Annotated in this window: 15 protein-coding genes; 3 read left to right on the top strand and 12 right to left on the bottom strand. The window is 39.6% G+C overall.

Going from position 1 to position 16,116, the window contains the following annotated elements:
• Positions 1-155: 155 nt before the first annotated feature.
• The 5 genes from hflX to IGJ14_RS03485 form a co-directional block, all read right to left on the bottom strand.
• Positions 156-1,400 (bottom strand): GTPase HflX, encoded by a 1,245-nt coding sequence (gene hflX / locus IGJ14_RS03505; RefSeq protein WP_108145667.1) that lies wholly within the window; start codon positions 1,398-1,400, stop codon positions 156-158.
• Positions 1,401-1,600: 200 nt separating this feature from the next.
• Entirely contained in the window at positions 1,601-2,737 is a 1,137-nt protein-coding gene (locus IGJ14_RS03500; RefSeq protein ID WP_065096106.1) for an RNA-guided endonuclease InsQ/TnpB family protein, read from the bottom strand.
• A 430-nt stretch (positions 2,738-3,167) separates the two neighbouring features.
• The gene (gene miaA, locus IGJ14_RS03495) at positions 3,168-4,094 is read right to left on the bottom strand and encodes a tRNA (adenosine(37)-N6)-dimethylallyltransferase MiaA (protein WP_195475897.1); all 927 of its coding nucleotides are present in this window, start codon (positions 4,092-4,094) and stop codon (positions 3,168-3,170) included.
• A 7-nt stretch (positions 4,095-4,101) separates the two neighbouring features.
• Entirely contained in the window at positions 4,102-4,836 is a 735-nt protein-coding gene (locus tag IGJ14_RS03490; protein WP_034689101.1) for a glycerophosphodiester phosphodiesterase, read from the bottom strand.
• 134 nt (positions 4,837-4,970) lie between these two features.
• Positions 4,971-5,435 carry a hypothetical protein gene (locus IGJ14_RS03485; protein WP_371740687.1) on the bottom strand — a complete coding sequence of 155 codons (465 nt, stop codon included), beginning with the start codon at positions 5,433-5,435 and terminating at the stop codon, positions 4,971-4,973.
• Positions 5,436-5,678: 243 nt separating this feature from the next.
• Between IGJ14_RS03485 and clpP the strand changes: the two genes are divergently transcribed.
• Positions 5,679-6,272, top strand: a complete 594-nt coding sequence (clpP, locus tag IGJ14_RS03480) for an ATP-dependent Clp endopeptidase proteolytic subunit ClpP (RefSeq protein WP_010736070.1) — start codon at positions 5,679-5,681, stop codon at positions 6,270-6,272.
• Positions 6,273-6,348: 76 nt separating this feature from the next.
• Here clpP and IGJ14_RS03475 read toward each other — a convergent pair whose 3' ends face one another.
• The 3 genes from IGJ14_RS03475 to efrA form a co-directional block, all read right to left on the bottom strand.
• Positions 6,349-6,843 (bottom strand): gamma carbonic anhydrase family protein, encoded by a 495-nt coding sequence (locus IGJ14_RS03475; RefSeq protein WP_019722962.1) that lies wholly within the window; start codon positions 6,841-6,843, stop codon positions 6,349-6,351.
• Between the two features lie 72 nt (positions 6,844-6,915).
• Positions 6,916-8,676, bottom strand: coding sequence for a multidrug efflux ABC transporter subunit EfrB (gene efrB / locus IGJ14_RS03470; RefSeq protein WP_062805557.1), 1,761 nt, complete (start codon positions 8,674-8,676; stop codon positions 6,916-6,918).
• On the bottom strand, positions 8,673-10,403 hold the full coding sequence (gene efrA / locus IGJ14_RS03465; protein ID WP_029593997.1) for a multidrug efflux ABC transporter subunit EfrA: 1,731 nt from the start codon (positions 10,401-10,403) through the stop codon (positions 8,673-8,675). Before efrA ends, efrB begins: the two co-directional genes overlap by 4 nt.
• A gap of 385 nt (positions 10,404-10,788) precedes the next feature.
• Between efrA and IGJ14_RS03460 the strand changes: the two genes are divergently transcribed.
• Together IGJ14_RS03460 and rnjA are read left to right on the top strand one after the other, a co-directional pair.
• Entirely contained in the window at positions 10,789-11,001 is a 213-nt protein-coding gene (locus IGJ14_RS03460) for a DNA-directed RNA polymerase subunit epsilon (RefSeq protein WP_010736074.1), read from the top strand.
• Position 11,002: 1 nt separating this feature from the next.
• Entirely contained in the window at positions 11,003-12,682 is a 1,680-nt protein-coding gene (gene rnjA / locus IGJ14_RS03455) for a ribonuclease J1 (RefSeq protein WP_010736075.1), read from the top strand.
• 331 nt (positions 12,683-13,013) lie between these two features.
• Here the strand turns inward: rnjA and IGJ14_RS03450 are convergent, their stop codons facing one another.
• The 4 genes from IGJ14_RS03450 to IGJ14_RS03435 all read right to left on the bottom strand — a co-directional run bounded on the left by IGJ14_RS03450 (position 13,014) and on the right by IGJ14_RS03435 (position 16,076).
• Positions 13,014-13,214: a cold-shock protein gene (locus IGJ14_RS03450; protein WP_010736076.1), complete on the bottom strand. Its 201-nt coding sequence runs from the start codon at positions 13,212-13,214 to the stop codon at positions 13,014-13,016.
• Positions 13,215-13,363: 149 nt separating this feature from the next.
• Positions 13,364-14,056 carry a RadC family protein gene (radC, locus tag IGJ14_RS03445; RefSeq protein ID WP_010736077.1) on the bottom strand — a complete coding sequence of 231 codons (693 nt, stop codon included), beginning with the start codon at positions 14,054-14,056 and terminating at the stop codon, positions 13,364-13,366.
• Positions 14,057-14,119: 63 nt separating this feature from the next.
• On the bottom strand, positions 14,120-14,773 hold the full coding sequence (locus IGJ14_RS03440) for an HAD family hydrolase (RefSeq protein WP_019722966.1): 654 nt from the start codon (positions 14,771-14,773) through the stop codon (positions 14,120-14,122).
• Positions 14,763-16,076, bottom strand: coding sequence for a bifunctional folylpolyglutamate synthase/dihydrofolate synthase (locus tag IGJ14_RS03435; RefSeq protein WP_195273367.1), 1,314 nt, complete (start codon positions 16,074-16,076; stop codon positions 14,763-14,765). The genes IGJ14_RS03440 and IGJ14_RS03435 overlap by 11 nt, the downstream gene beginning before the upstream one ends.
• Positions 16,077-16,116 lie beyond the last annotated feature (40 nt).

The following is a 16,116-nucleotide window of genomic DNA, read 5'->3' as shown; positions in this document are numbered from 1 at the left end:
CGTCCTATCAATTGAATAAAGTATACCAATCACAAAAAAGACTGTCAACCTCTCATGTTAGGTTTTCTTACATAGGGAGCAGTTTTTTTTATAAAAAAACTTGATCCACTTCTATATGAAGTCGATCAAGCTCGTTTTTTCTTATTATTTCATTTTTAAAATAACTCATCTTTTTTTAGCCATTTTGAATTTTTATTCGCAAACCCACGTACTTCATAGCTATTTTGTTCTTCAATGAAGTGTTCATCTAATACAAGTGTCTGCCGTCTCAACTCACTTAATGTTTGTCCTTGATCACTCGGCACAATTTTCGTATAAGGAAGCATCAACTCCATCAATTGCCGTTTGATGGCCTCGATCAAGCGTTCTTTCCCCTCTTGTGTCTGAGCAGAAATCAAGACATTCGGAAATAAAGTCGGTGTAAATCCTGCTGTGTCGATCTGGTCTGATTTATTATAGACAGTCAATACAGGCATTTCTTTCATATCTAACTCGTCCATCAACTTTAAAACTGTTTGTTCTTGCAAGATTCGATCAGAAGAACTTGCATCGACAACATGAAGCAAGAGATCCATCCCTTGACTTTCTTCAAGGGTTGAATGGAACGCATCAATCAACTGGGTGGGCAGATCTTGGATAAAACCAACGGTATCCGTTACAGTCAATTCGAATCCTTCCGCAAAACGCCATTTTTTCGTCAGCGGATCAAGGGTGGCAAATAGTTGATCTTTCGCATATGATTCAGCTTGCGTCAATAAATTAAGGATTGTTGATTTACCCGCATTTGTGTAACCGATCAAACCAATTTGAAACACTTCGCTACTTTGTCTTTTTTGCCGATTACGTTCTCGATGGGCCTCCACTGCTTTTAGCTCTCTTTTTACGCCTAAGATCTTGTTGCGGATATGCCGACGATCCGTTTCCAGTTTCGTTTCTCCTGGTCCCCTTGTACCGATCCCACCACCAAGACGAGAAAGCGACTCACCTTGTCCAGCGAGACGAGGTAGTAGGTATTGCAATTGCGCCAATTCGACTTGCAGTTTCCCTTCTTTAGATCGCGCACGCATCGCAAAGATATCCAAGATCAATTGGACTCGATCAATGACCGGCGCCCCTACCGCATCGGTAATCAGCTGACTTTGACGCGGAGTCAATTCGTGGTTGAATATGACAAGATCTGCCTCGTAAGCATCTGCTAATTGGGTCAATTCTTGAAGCTTTCCTTTACCGATCAGCGTTTGCCGATCTACTTGAGGGCGCTTTTGCGTGAGTCTATATACGACTTCACCAGCTGCTGTATCGATCAATTGTTCCAATTCTTTCATTGATTCAGCAAAATATCGCTGATTTTCTTCCGTTTCTACACCAACAATGATTACTTTTTCTTTTGCTTCTTTCACGCGCTCACCGTTGCCAAAAATCTATAAATATTTCTAACCAACTATCAAAGTTGTCAGATTGATGTTTATTTCCTGTTTCTACGTGTCCGATTTTGCCACTTCCTCGCTACTCTCGTTTGTTCTAACACTCCACAGGCGTCAATTCGGATACAACGAATCCTACCTACTCTATGTTTTTCGTTTCAGTAGAAGCTCGTAGATCAAGCAATATAACTAGCTAAATTTAAACTTGCATGATAATCTCTATCCGCTGTATATCCGCATTCTTCACAATGATAGGTGCGGTCAGACAATTTCAAGTCTACTTTCTTATGCCCACATTCATGGCATAGTTTGGAGCTTGGATAGAATCGATCTGCTTCTACTAATTCAATTCCATACCCTTCACATTTATATTGAAGTTGGCGTTTGAACTCATAGAATTTTTGTTGTGCAACTGATTTCGCTAGATGCTTATTCTTCATCATTCCTCTTACATTCAATGTTTCGATAACGATTTTTGATGGTTTGGTTTTCACGATCTCTGTCGTTGTTTGATGGATGTAGTTCTGACGAATATTTGCTAGTTTTCGATGTGTATACCGAATTTCCTTTTCTAATTTATAGATGTTACACGTTTTGACAAATCGGTTTCCCTCCTTATTCATCTCGTATTTTCGAGAAACTGTACGCTGTAACCGACGTAGTCGTTTCTCAATTTTTTTCACTTTTTTTGTTTTATTAATATTTTGGTAGACTCTTCCATTGGAAACAGTCGCTAAGTCTTTGATACCCAGGTCAATTCCCAGTATCTCACCTGTTAAGTTCTGTTCTAACTTCTCTTTTTCAATCCCCACTGAAAGATACCAGTACTTGCCATCAAAACTAATTCGTGGATTAAAATACTTTGTATTCCTTGGGAGTTGTTCGCTGGTTTTCACCCAACCAATTTTTTCAAGTAAAACTGATTTTGCTTTCACTTTCAGCTTGAAGTTGTCATTGTAAAAAGCTGGTTTCGTCTTCTTCCTTGACTTCAACCTTGGCTTTTCAGCCTTTAAACGACTTTTGCCTGTCCTACCACCAAACCATTTTTTGTAGGCATCGCAAGCATCTTTTACTGCCTGTTTCGCAATGTTGTTGGAAACATCGTTCAGCCAACCATACTTAGGACGTTTTTTGATTTTAGTAATATGCTTTCGTAAATGATTGTTGGCGATAAATTTCCCGCCAAATCGATGGTTCATTTCTTGCATCTTTAGTGTCCAGTTAAATATCCAGCGAGCTGTTCCGCTTGATTGCCACAATTGTTTTTCTTGCTCTTTCGTCGGGCGTAGCCTTATTTTCCTGGCCCGTATCATCTTCCATCAACTCCTAAATCATTTTCTTCGCTATTTCTCCGTTGGTCATTCGATCTATCAACTGATTTAACACTTGGGATATCCTCATGCAATCATGTAAGTTTTTACATTCTCAATCTGACGTTCTAAGTCATCTTTTTGTTTGAACTGCCTCTACAATAGCCAATAGTTCTTCGCTTAGGTTGCTTTCTTTCAGCGATTCCTAAAATTGATTTCGTTGTTCTTCAGAATAATAACGAGTACCACCTTGCAAAACATGAGCAGGTGTCAATCCACCTTTTTTATCCTAGTTTCTTAAGGTTTGTGGTGTTACGCCTCTTTGTTTTCCTAATTCTCCTATTGAATACATAGTCATCGTTTTCACCCCAATATGAGCATCCTACATATCGATAATAAAGACTATATATTTATAGATTTTTATAGATACTAGTTAACTGTTGTTAGCCTCTTTTAACCAACCTTCGATGGCACTTTCGATGTTTGCAAGATCTGTCGGTTCTTTTAATAGATCAAACCAATTCGCCGTCAAACGATTACGAAACCAAGTCAGTTGTCGTTTGGCATAGCGCCGAGAGTTCAATTTGATTTGTTCGACTGCCTCATCTAGAGTGATGTTTTCTTCAAAATAAGGAAAGAATTCTTTATAGCCGATCCCTTGACTGGCTTGAACCGCCCCTAATTCATAGACCTTTCTTGCTTCTGCAATCAATCCCTCTGTGAGCATTTGATCCACTCGTTGGTTGATTCTACTATAAAGGAACTCACGCTCCGTATCCAGACCGACCATATAATAATCATACAAGCACTCAGGTCTATCTTTCGGTGCCATGATACTATAGCCTGTTGTCTCAAATACTTCTAATGCGCGAATCACTTTTCGCTGATTATTCCAATGGATTTTCCCCGCTGCAAGCGGATCGCGTTCATTCAAATAAGCCCAAAGTTTTTCTTTTCCTAGTTCTTCAGCCATTTTTTCATATTTCTCTCGAACAGTAGCATCCGTTTCTTCATTTGCTCCTAATTGAAAATCGTACAATAACGATTGAATATATAAACCGGTGCCACCAACGATGATCGGCAAATGTCCTCTTTCGGTGATTTCCTTGATCAACTTGCGACCTGCCTGTTGAAAATCCGCTGCCGAATACTGCTGGTCTGGCTCGATCACATCAATCAAATGATGAGGAATCCCCATCATTTCAGTTGGCTTGATTTTTGCCGTACCGATATCCAGATGTTTATAAATTTGTAAGGAATCTCCACTGATGATCTCGCCGTTGAATTTTTGGGCAAGTGTCACACTTAACGCTGTTTTACCAACTGCTGTGGGTCCTACGATCACTAATACTTTTTCCATATGGCTCCTACTTTTTCATTAATTGTTTAACATACCAAGCACGTTCAGGAAAGTCTGTGATGAGTGCATCCACAGGTTCCTTTAATCCTCTTTCAAGCTCTTCTGTCGTATTGACTGTCCAAAGACGAATACGCTTTGGAAACTCCTGTATTTCCTGAGGATGCGCAAATGCCCAAGTTGCTTTAGGGTGAAGACCTTCAATAAAAGGTAAGGTCTTAGCTAGATCTAATTTTTTCATTGAATCACTCATTAAAAGATCCAGTTGTGCGTCTGGTTCGATGACGGATAAACGTTCTAAGGAACGAAGGTTGAAACTACAATAAGCATGACGAAACGGCCACTCATTTTTTGTCATAAGTTCAGATACTTGTGCTTCGATCCCTTCATACTCATACTTGTCCGTTTTGATTTCGATCATCAATGTTCCTCGATAATTTTTTTGGAGAAGTAGCGAGAGTACTTCTTTTAGCGCAGGGATTTTCGCTGCTGGGAAATCTTTACTAAACCAACTGCCTGCATTCAATTTTTTCAGCTCTTCGAGAGTCTTTTCTCGAACAAGGCCTTTGCCATTGGTTGTTCGATCAACGGTTTCATCATGGATAACAATCAGTTGACCGTCCTTACTAAGATGGACATCTAGCTCGATCCCATCCGCCCCCACTCTTACTGCTTCAGAAAAGGCGGGCAATGTATTTTCCGGATGGGTTCCTTTACTTCCTCGATGTGCATAAATCTGTACCATAGTCCTCACTCCGATCATCCCTATTTTACCACAGGAACAAAAAAGAAAAAGCTTGGACTCGTTGTAAGTGCCCAAACTTTTACTTTATCAAAATGTTTAGTTTCTCTTATCCTTGAGTAAACAATATGTTTTGTTTAGCTCCACACATCATCTTTTGAGAAAAAGCCGATTGGTTGTCTCGTTGTATTTTTCAACTGGGATTTTTTCTCATTGATCATTGCGGTCAAATTATCTGTGAAATTTTCCAAAATGACACGCCCACCTTTGTAAGCATAGCCGCCGATCTTCATCGTTTCATCCGGTGAAAGAATCACTTTACGATGAGCGATATTTTGGAATAATTCATCTAAAATATAATTTGGTAAATAAAAATTATTTTGTGCAGAAAATGATTGCAAATACGCAAAGTCATCGATTGTGATATAACAATCGTCAAAAGCATCAAAGCTGACATATTCTTCCAACAAGCTCGCACGCTTTTGGAGAATCTCATTGATTTTTTTATTTAATTGATTCAGTGTTTCGATTTCTTTGACTTTCAGTTCCAATTCGCGTCTACGTTGCTCTTTATTCTCAAGATGACGCATTTGGATCGCCATCCCTAAGTAGACTAAGATCGCTCCTACTAATACACCGATAAAACCTGTGATAGCAATTACCAATTACGGTTCCTCCTTCTTATTGATTTCTTTTTTATCATAACATAAACTCACTTTATGAGACTAGCTCTCGGAAAGTTTTTTCATTTGACCTTTATTGACCAAAAATGTATACTACTTTGTAGGTAATCAAAATCAATTTATGTTACACTATTTCTAAACAAATCAAGGAGGAACCTTATTATGAATTTAATTCCTACAGTTATTGAACAATCCTCACGTGGGGAAAGAGCCTACGATATTTACTCACGTTTATTGAAAGACCGCATCATCATGTTGAGTGGACAAGTAACAGATGATCTAGCAAACTCAATCATCGCACAATTGCTATTTCTAGATGCACAAGATTCTGAAAAAGACATTTACATCTATATCAACTCACCTGGTGGTTCTGTGACTGCTGGAATGGCCATCTATGACACAATGAATTTTGTCAAAGCAGATGTCCAAACAATCGTTATGGGGATGGCTGCTTCAATGGGAAGTTTCTTATTGACTGCCGGAACAAAAGGAAAACGATTTGCTTTACCAAATGCTGAAATCATGATCCACCAACCACTTGGTGGCGCACAAGGACAAGCAACAGAAATCGAGATCGCTGCACGTCATATCTTACAAACCCGCGAACGTTTGAATAAAATCTTAGCGGAACGTACTGGTCAACCAATCGAAGTGATTGAAAAAGACACAGATCGTGACAACTATATGACTGCTGAACAAGCCAAAGCATATGGCTTGATCGATGAAGTCATGGAAAACAGTGCTTCATTAAGCTAATCAACCTATCAAGATCAAAAAAGAAGGCCTTCATCCTTGGATGACAGACCTTCTTTTTTTGCTGTAAAAACATGTGTTAAAACGATTGTTGCCATTCTTTGAAGAATCCATCTGCATGTTTTTGTCCCATTTCGATATAATGCGTGATATTCTGTTTATTTTTTTGGATTTCTTCTTCTGTTAACGGACGGATTACCTTGGCTGGTCGACCAAAAGCTAAAACATTCGGTGGGATGATTTTTCCTTCTGTCACAAGTGAGCCTGCTCCGATCAAACTATTCTCACCGATGACTGCATGGTTCAAAACAGTTGCTCCCATACCGATCAACGCACCCTTTTCGATTTTACAACCATGCAGCATACATTGGTGTCCGACTGTGACATTTTCAGCAATTTCTACTGGGGCATCATGATCAACGTGTATGACTGTTCCGTCTTGTATATTGGTTCCTTTACCGATCTTGATCCAATTGCTGTCGCCACGAACCACTGCTTGGTACCAAACTGTGACATCTTCTCCTAATTCTACATCACCGATAACCGTTGCATTATCTGCTATAAACCTTGCCATCTTTTTCCCTCTTTTCATTTATTGAAGAAAAAAGGTCCTAGAAGGCTGTTCGCCCCTAGAAACCTCTTTTCATTATTCCGCTGCTTCAGCAAATTGGCTGTTATAAAGTTTCTCATAGAAACCGCCTTTTGCTAATAAACTTTCATGTGTTCCTTTTTCAATGATTTGACCTTGATCCATCACTAAGATCAGATCGGCTTCACGGATCGTTGATAGACGGTGAGCGATCACAAAACTCGTTCGTCCTTCCATGACTTTATCCATGGCTTTTTGGATCAACGCCTCTAGTCTCGTATCAACGGAACTAGTCGCCTCATCCAGAATCAATATCTTCGGATCGGAAACAACCGCACGAGCAATCGTCAGCAATTGTTTTTGTCCCAACGAGACATTGTCTCCTTCTGAATTGATCTCCATTTCATAACCATCAGGCATCGTTCGGATAAAATGATCGACATTCGCTGTTTTCGCTGCATCAACGATCTCATAATCCGTTGCATCTAATTTACCAAAACGAATGTTGTCGGCAATCGTTCCTTCGTACAACCAGGCATCTTGCAGTACCATCCCAAACATGGAACGAACATCACTTCGGCTCATCGCTTTCGTATCAATACCATCAATTTTGATCGCGCCATGCGTCACATCATAAAAACGCATCAATAAGTTGATCAATGTTGTTTTCCCAGCGCCCGTCGGTCCGACAACTGCCACCATTTGTCCAGCTTTCACCTCAAAGTTCAAGTCTTGGATCAAAGGTTTCTTCGGATCATAAGCAAAATCGACATGTTCAAACGAAACATTTCCATGGATCGTTTCTGGCAAAGGAACATCGGTCTTATTTTCTTTTTCCTCAGGTTCATCTAAAATCTCAAATACCCGTTTCGTGGCTGCGGATGCACTTTGCAATACGGAAGATAATTGCGTCACATTACCCATTGGTTGGCTGATTTGCCAAATATATTGGATAAAGGCTTGTAATTGCCCAACCACAATGACTCCAGAAATTACATAAAAGCTTCCCAAAACTGCCATACCGATATACGTAGCGTAGGCAGTTAATTGTACTAATGGCATCATCAATCCAGAAATAAAGGCTGCTCGAAACCCAAAATGTTTCAAGCTATGGTTGACCTTATGAAATCCTTCAAATGTTTCTTTCTCACGACCGTATACTTTTAACACACTGAATCCAGTCATGTTTTCCTGAACATAGCCATTTAATTCACCTAAAGAATTTTGCATTTCTTGGAAATATTTTTGAGAAGCATTGATCACTCGTTTAGATATCCAAATTGACGCTGGAATCATGATCATTGAAATCAACGCCATGACCGGTTGGATATAAAACATCATCGCTGCTGCCATCGTGATGCCCAAAATAGCATTGACAATACCGATAAAGGCTTGTTGCAAGGCTCCACTAACTGCATCTACATCATTCGTTACACGAGATAAAATATTTCCTTGTTGATTTTTATCGAAATAAGAAACCGGCAAACGATTGATTTTTTCTTCAATATCTCTACGCAAGTCTTTCATGGCACTCTGAACAACATTTGTCATCAATACCCCAGAAAGCAATTGAGAAATACTATAACCTGTACCAACCACCGCGATCCAAATCAAACAGTTGATGATATAAGAAAAATTGATTGCCTCATTATTCACTAGATTTTTGCTGATTTCTGTTGTTGGAAGCCCGACGACATAAGGCAATGCCGCATTGAAAGCCACCGTTAAAAATGTAAATAGTAGCACTAAGATAAACGTCAATCGGTAAGGACGGATATAGCGAGCTAAACGTTTAAAAGAAGCGAAGGTTTTTTTCATGCTAGTTCCTCCTTCGATAATTGAGAAGCGGCAATGTCGTAATAAATCGGACAATTTTCTAGTAGTTCACGATGTGTGCCCATACCTACTACTTCTCCTTCATTTAATACGATGATCTTATCGGCGTGCATGATCGTACCCACACGTTGGGCAACAATCAATACGGTTGATTCAGTTGTTTCTTTTTTCAATCTTGCACGAAGTTTTGCATCCGTTTGATAATCAAGTGCTGAAAAACTATCATCGAAAATATAGATTTCTGGTCGGCGGATGATTGCCCGAGCAATGGCTAACCTTTGTTTCTGCCCACCTGAGAAGTTTGCGCCCCCTTCAGAAAGATGTTCATCATAACCGTCCGCTTTTTTAGAAATAAAATCAGTCGCCTGCGCAATATCAGCCGCACGTTCCATTTCCTCTTGCGTTGCATCTTCTTTTCCGTATCTCAAGTTTTCAGCGATCGTCCCAGTAAACAATAGTGCTTTCTGTGGAATAAACCCGATTTTTTGTCTTAGTTTACTCAACTTGTACTTACGCACATCTACGCCGTCAATTAGGATCTCACCATGCGTAACATCATAAAAACGTGGAATCAATTGGATCAATGTAGACTTCCCACTACCTGTACTACCAATAAATGCCACTGTTTCACCAGGTGAAGCAGTAAAGCTGACGTTACGGATCACTGGTTCTTGCGAGTGTCCAGGGTACGCGAAGGTCACATTTTTAAATTCAATGTAGCCTTTCGTTTTTGTTTCCGATATGCCATTTGGATCTTCAACAATAGCAGGAGTAGCATTTAAAGCTTCTTGGATACGACTAGCAGAGACTGCTGCTCGTGGATACATCATAAACACACTCGCAAACAACATAAATGAAAACAACGCGTGGAAAATATATTCAATAAAAGCAATTAGATTCCCTACTTGCAACTGTCCATCTGCAATTTGTAGCGTACCACTCCAAATAATCAAAATCATCACGATATTGAATAAAAAGAAAAAGCCAGGTTGGGCAACTGCCATTAAGCGAAAGAGACTTTTAGAACTTGAAGCATAGTTTTCGTTGACTTTTTCAAATCTTTTTTCTTCGAATTTTTCATTTACAAACGCGCGGATAACGCGTAGACCTGATAGGTTTTCACGTAAGATACTATTGATTCTGTCTAAATTCTTTTGTTGGATTTTTGATAAAGGTTCAGAAAATTTAGCAATCCCAACAACAGCTAATAATAAGAATGGCAATGCACCAATCACGTATAAACCAAGAGATGGACTTGTTCGCATAACCATATACAAACTAACAACAAACATCATCGGTGCCATAAAACCGATTCTTAAAATATTTTGTAGAAACAACATGATTTGATACGCATCATTGGTCGTACGAGTGATCAATGATGATACGCCTAGTGTTTCATATTCTTGATGTGAATACGTTTGGATATGTTTGAACAGATCATCACGAATGTCTGCAACGATATTCGTCGTGATCCTTGACCCAAAATAACCTAAAAATATATTCATTATGATCCCGATCACAGTGATCACGATCATCAATAGTCCTTGTTGTTTCACATAGTCAAAATCATCGTTGAGGATTCCAACATCGATCATGCGTGCTAAAATAGTTGGTAGACCTAGTTCGATCAGAATAAAACCGAACACACAAATAAAATTCAACACCAAATATTTTTTGTAGCGCATGGTGTAATGCCACATTAACTTCACTTTATCATCTCCTTTAAATATTCTATCTTGCCATTACTTTCAATAGTAGCACAATCTACTACTTTATAGAACACTACATTTTTTAAAAAGAAATTTTTCTGAAAAATATTTTCTCTTCGTACGTTTTTTTCATTTTACAGTGACCGTTTTCTATACTTATCTCTTGATTTATGCTAGAATAGCAATTAACTATTGTATGTTTCATACAGAGGATCCGAGTAAAAAATATTCCAATTGGATAAGCAAATGCGAGGCTTGTCTCTTTAAGGAGAATCAAGTATTTTTCTTAAAGTATAAAAAAACACAGGTGGCTTGTCCCCTCGTTTTGTGTTGTCCAAAAAATACGCTAAATTACTGCTTTAAGCAGATAAAGGAGACATAAACCATGATTTACAAAGTTTATTATCAAGAGTCAAAAATCCGTAACCCAAAACGTGAAGAAACACAATCGCTATACATCGAAGCAAACAGCGATGTTGAAGCACGCCAACGAGTGGAAGAAAATACCCCATACAATATCGAATTCGTACAACTTCTAGAAGGTAACCATCTAGAATACGAAAAAGAAAACCCAGCATTCACATTAGTGGAGTTTTAAGATGAAACTTTCCATCAAAAATAATGAGACAGGCGTCTTTGCGATTGGTGGATTAGGTGAAATCGGGAAAAATACGTATGGGGTACAATTCCAAGATGAAATCATTATCATCGACGCTGGAATCAAGTTTCCAGAAGATGAACTGCTTGGCATTGACTACGTCATTCCTGATTACAACTATATCGTACAAAACATACACAAAATCAAAGCATTAGTAATCACTCATGGACACGAAGACCATATTGGTGGGATACCTTACTTATTAAAGCAAGCAAATATCCCGATCTACGCTGGCCCTCTAGCTTTAGCTTTGATCACAAATAAACTGGACGAACATGGCTTACTTCGTGACGCTGTGCTAAATGAAATCAATGAAGACACTGTGATCCGTTTCAGAAAAACATCCGTCAGCTTTTTCCGAACGACCCATAGTATTCCGGATGCTTTAGGTGTGGTTGTCAAAACACCTTCTGGTAACATCGTGGCTACTGGAGATTTCAAATTCGATTTTACACCTGTAGGAGAACCAGCAAATTTGCATAAAATGGCTCGTATCGGAGAAGAAGGCGTTCTTTGCCTCCTTTCAGATAGTACCAATGCAGAGATTCCAACGTTTACGAAATCAGAAAAAACGATTGGCCTTTCTATTTTGAAAATATTTGAGAAAATCGAAGGTCGGATCATTTTTGCTAGCTTTGCTTCCAATATCTTCCGTCTACAACAAGCAGCGGAAGCCGCTGTAGCAACGGGTAGAAAAATTGCTGTTTTCGGGCGTAGTATGGAAAATGCGATCGTCAACGGACAACGTCTCGGCTACATCAAAGTGCCTGACGGTACCTTTGTCGATGCGCATGAAATCAATCGTTTGCCTGCAAATGAAACAATGATCCTATGTACAGGTTCGCAAGGTGAACCAATGGCTGCATTGAGCCGCATTGCGAATGGTACCCATCGTCAAATCCAAATCCAACCAGATGATACGGTGATTTTTTCTAGCTCACCGATCCCAGGTAATACAACAAGTGTGAACCACTTGATCAACTTATTGTCTGAAGCTGGTGCTGAAGTAATTCATGGAAAAATCAATAATATCCACACATCTGGTCATGGTGGTCAAGAAGAACAAAAATTGATGCTTCGTTTGATGAAGCCAAAATATTTTGTACCGGTGCATGGTGAGTTTCGGATGTTGAAGATCCATGCCTCTCTTGCACAAGACACAGGTGTACCAGCTGAGAATTGTTTTATCATGGAAAACGGTGATGTATTAGCATTGACAAGTGATTCTGCTCGTTTAGCTGGAAAATTCGTCGCTGGCGATGTGTATATCGATGGCAGTGGAATCGGTGATATCGGTAATGTTGTTTTACGAGATCGTCATTTACTTTCAGAAGAAGGACTCGTTCTTGCAGTGACAACTGTCGATATCAAGAAAAAAGAGATTCTAGCTGGACCAGATATCCTTTCTCGTGGCTTCGTCTATATGCGTGAATCAGGGGATATGATCAATGAAGCACAACGTATTTTGTTCCACGCATTGCGTGATGTGCTAAATGCCCCCGACTGTTCGGAGCATAAATTAAAAGAAGCGATGGTCGGTGCATTACAACCTTACTTGTTCGATCGTACAGAAAGACATCCAATGATCATCCCTATGGTGATGACACCGGATCAAAACTAACTTAAAACCGAGGTTGCGACATAAGTGTTCAACCTCGATAAACAAGGCGCCAGCCACGAAATTTGTTCTTCAAATTTTTGTAGCTGGCGCCTTGTTTATCGAAGCGGTTCTTCTGTTCCCGCCGTTTATTCGGTTTTAGGTGGTGAGAACTAATGTCCTACTCCCAGATTTTTATAGAAAAAAAAGCGAGACCCACAAAAATGTGAAAGAACAATTTTTGTGGGTCTCATCTTATTTTTCGAGGGAAACACGTTGGTTTCAACCTCTGTCATCAATTATTTGGTTCGCTCCATGACGAAGCAAGCCTCATAACAGTATATTTTCGTATAGATTACGCTTTTTCAACGTTTGTAGCTTGTGGGCCACGATCTGAATCTTCTACGTCAAAAGTAACTGCTTGACCTTCTTCTAATGTTTTGAATCCGTCACCTTGGATTGCTGAAAAATGTACGAATACGTCGCTTCCATCTTCACGTGAGATAAAACCAAATCCTTTTTCAGCGTTGAACCATTTAACTGTTCCGTTTTCCATTAATAATACCCTCCTCGTGCCAAAGCACTTATTTGATTGTAACATTGCTCGTGTACGATAGAGGTGCAACAGATGTTTCAACTTCTATTCCCAAACAAAATTACATTATAATTGTACACTTGGTTGTTTTTTTTTGCAAGAAAGCTACATCATTCTTTTTCCATTAATCCTTCTTCACGCAAACTAAAGTATTGTTTGCTGCCAATAATCAGATGGTCAAGAACTTCGATCCCCATCATCTCTCCACATTCCTGAATGCGTCGTGTCAATCGCATGTCTTGCTTGGATGGAAGAACGTTGCCGCTGGGATGATTGTGAGCAAGTACCAGCCGTGCTGCCGAATAGCGGACTGCGTAATGGAACACTTCACGAGGATGCGCGATCGTCTGATCCAATGACCCGATGAACAAGGTTTTCTTTAGTAAGATTTGATTTTTTGTATCAAGATAGATGCAAACTAAATGTTCTTGTTTTTGATCTTTTAGTTCTAGGATCAATTCTTTTGCCAATTCATAACTCGCATGGACAGTCGTTGTTTGACGCAACTGATCGACTTGTATCCGTCGACCAAGCTCGATCAATGCTTTGATCTCTAAGGCTTTGACCCGACCAATCCCACGAACCGCTTCTAATTCTGCTAGTGTTGCTTGTCTCAAGAGCGCTAAACCACCAAATTTCTTCAATAACGTACCCGCAACTTCTAATACGTTATATGGATGCTGACCAGTCCGAAGCAAAATGGCTAAAAGCTCTTGATCTGATAACGCATCCTCTCCATAAGTCTCCATCCTCTCCCTTGGTAGAGACGTGGCGGGTACTGTTTGAAGCAAATTTTTTTCCATAAAAAACCTCCTTTCCCGTGCGCTCAAAATAAGATACGAAAAAGGAGGATATTTATTTTATTTTTATTTGATCAATGCCGGAACTTCATGAAGTGAAGAAACAATCGCTGTTGTCTTAGCGGCTAATTCATCAGAAGGCGCTAGTAAATCTGGCACCATGATTACTGGGATTCCTGCACCATACGCTGCTAGTACCCCATTTTGTGAATCTTCTAATATCAATGTCTCCGCTTTTTCAGTACCTAAAAACGCCTGGGCATGTAAAAAGATTTCTGGATCTGGTTTTGCACGTTTGACATTTTCAGCTGAGACGATCGTATCAAAACGATGACGTAGATTATTTTTTTCTAGCAACAGTTCAATGACCTGTCGCTGATTACTTGATGCGACTACTTTTGGGATATCTTTTTCTTCCAAAAAGTTCAAGAATTCTAAAACACCTGGTTTTAATTCAACTTGACCTAAAGCAAAACGATCAAGCGTTTCTTGATAGGAATCGTCGATAAATTTTTGGACAGTTTCTCGACCAAAGTTTGCAAAAATAGTATGGTAGTTCGCCCAAACTTCTTCATCAGAAACGCCTAAAAATCGCAAGTAAAGATCTTTGTCATAGGGAAACCCCATCCGATCGGCTACTGTTTGTGATGCCTCATAATAAACGATCTCTGTATCAAATAATAAGCCATCCATATCAAAAATCACTGCATTAACTTTCATTTTTTCCTCCCAACTGTACAAGCAAACGTCGCACTTCCGAAATAAAATAGAGTGAACCTGTCACTACAAGAACATCCTCAGCCGTCATCTTCTCCAAGATCTCTGCAAGCCCAAATTGCCACATTGAAACAATCGTAACTTTCTCATCAGTCGTTGCTTGGATATCCGACAGCTCAATGGCTTTAGGATAATCAAAAGTAGTGACGTAGATTGTTGCATCTGGTACTTCTTGTAATTGGTGTAACATTTTATCAACCTCTTTTGTTCGTAAAGCAGAGAACAAAAGATGGATATGATACCCTTTGAATTCTTCTTTTAGATTTTGGACTAAACGTGCCATGGCATGCGTATTATGTGCCCCATCTAAAATCACTAATGGTTCTTCACTTAATCGTTCCATTCGTCCAGGCCATTGCGCCTTTTTCAAGCCATTCATCACGTCTTTTTCGCGGAATGGGAGATTCATCATTCCACAATAGATTTGATACATTTCAATCGCCATACCAGCATTTTCAACTTGATGTTTCCCAATCATATGGATCGTCAACTTAGGGATTTTACCAAATTCATTTTGGAATGAAAAAATTTCGCCCCATTCTTCTGCCGGATGTTTGTAGGTAACCGTATAATCCTCTCCACATGCGTGATGTGGCGCATTTTTTAATTTTGCTTGCTTTTCGATCACTGCCATCGCTTCTGGTACGATCTTCCCAGTGACTAGTGGCACATTTTGCTTGATGATCCCTGCTTTTTGAGCAGCGATTTCTTCGATCGTGTCGCCCAAAATATCTGTATGATCCATACCGATCGTTGTGATGCCCGTTAACAAAGGTTTCGCTACGTTTGTTGAGTCGAGTAAACCACCCAATCCCACTTCAATGATCGCGACGTCCACTTGTTCTTCCAAGAAATAATCAAATGCCATAGCAGTCAACGTTTCAAATTCGGTAATGCCAGCTACTGCTTCAAATTGATCCATTTGCTCAACTAGCGGTTGATATTTCTTTACGAATCGAATCAATGATTCATCAGGAATGCCTTGTCCATTGATCGAAATGCGCTCATTGAAGGATTCGATATATGGGGATGTAAATGTCCCGACTGTCAAGCCGGCTTCTTCTAATAAATATCTTAAATAAGTCACTGTAGAACCTTTGCCATTCGTCCCTGCAATATGGATCGTTTTGACTTTTTCTTCTGGGTGTCCGACTACCTCTAATAAGGCCTCTACTCTGTCTAATCCAGGACGTGAGCCAAATGGTAATCGGCTATGGATCCAATTGATTGCTTCTTCGATTTTCACGTTACTATCCCCCCATTCCTCTTCATTATAACAAAAAAGC

Source organism: Enterococcus sp. DIV1304_2 (assembly GCF_050555445.1).
Lineage (GTDB): Bacteria > Bacillota > Bacilli > Lactobacillales > Enterococcaceae > Enterococcus_B > Enterococcus_B pernyi.
This window is presented reverse-complemented; position numbering and strand designations above follow the sequence as displayed.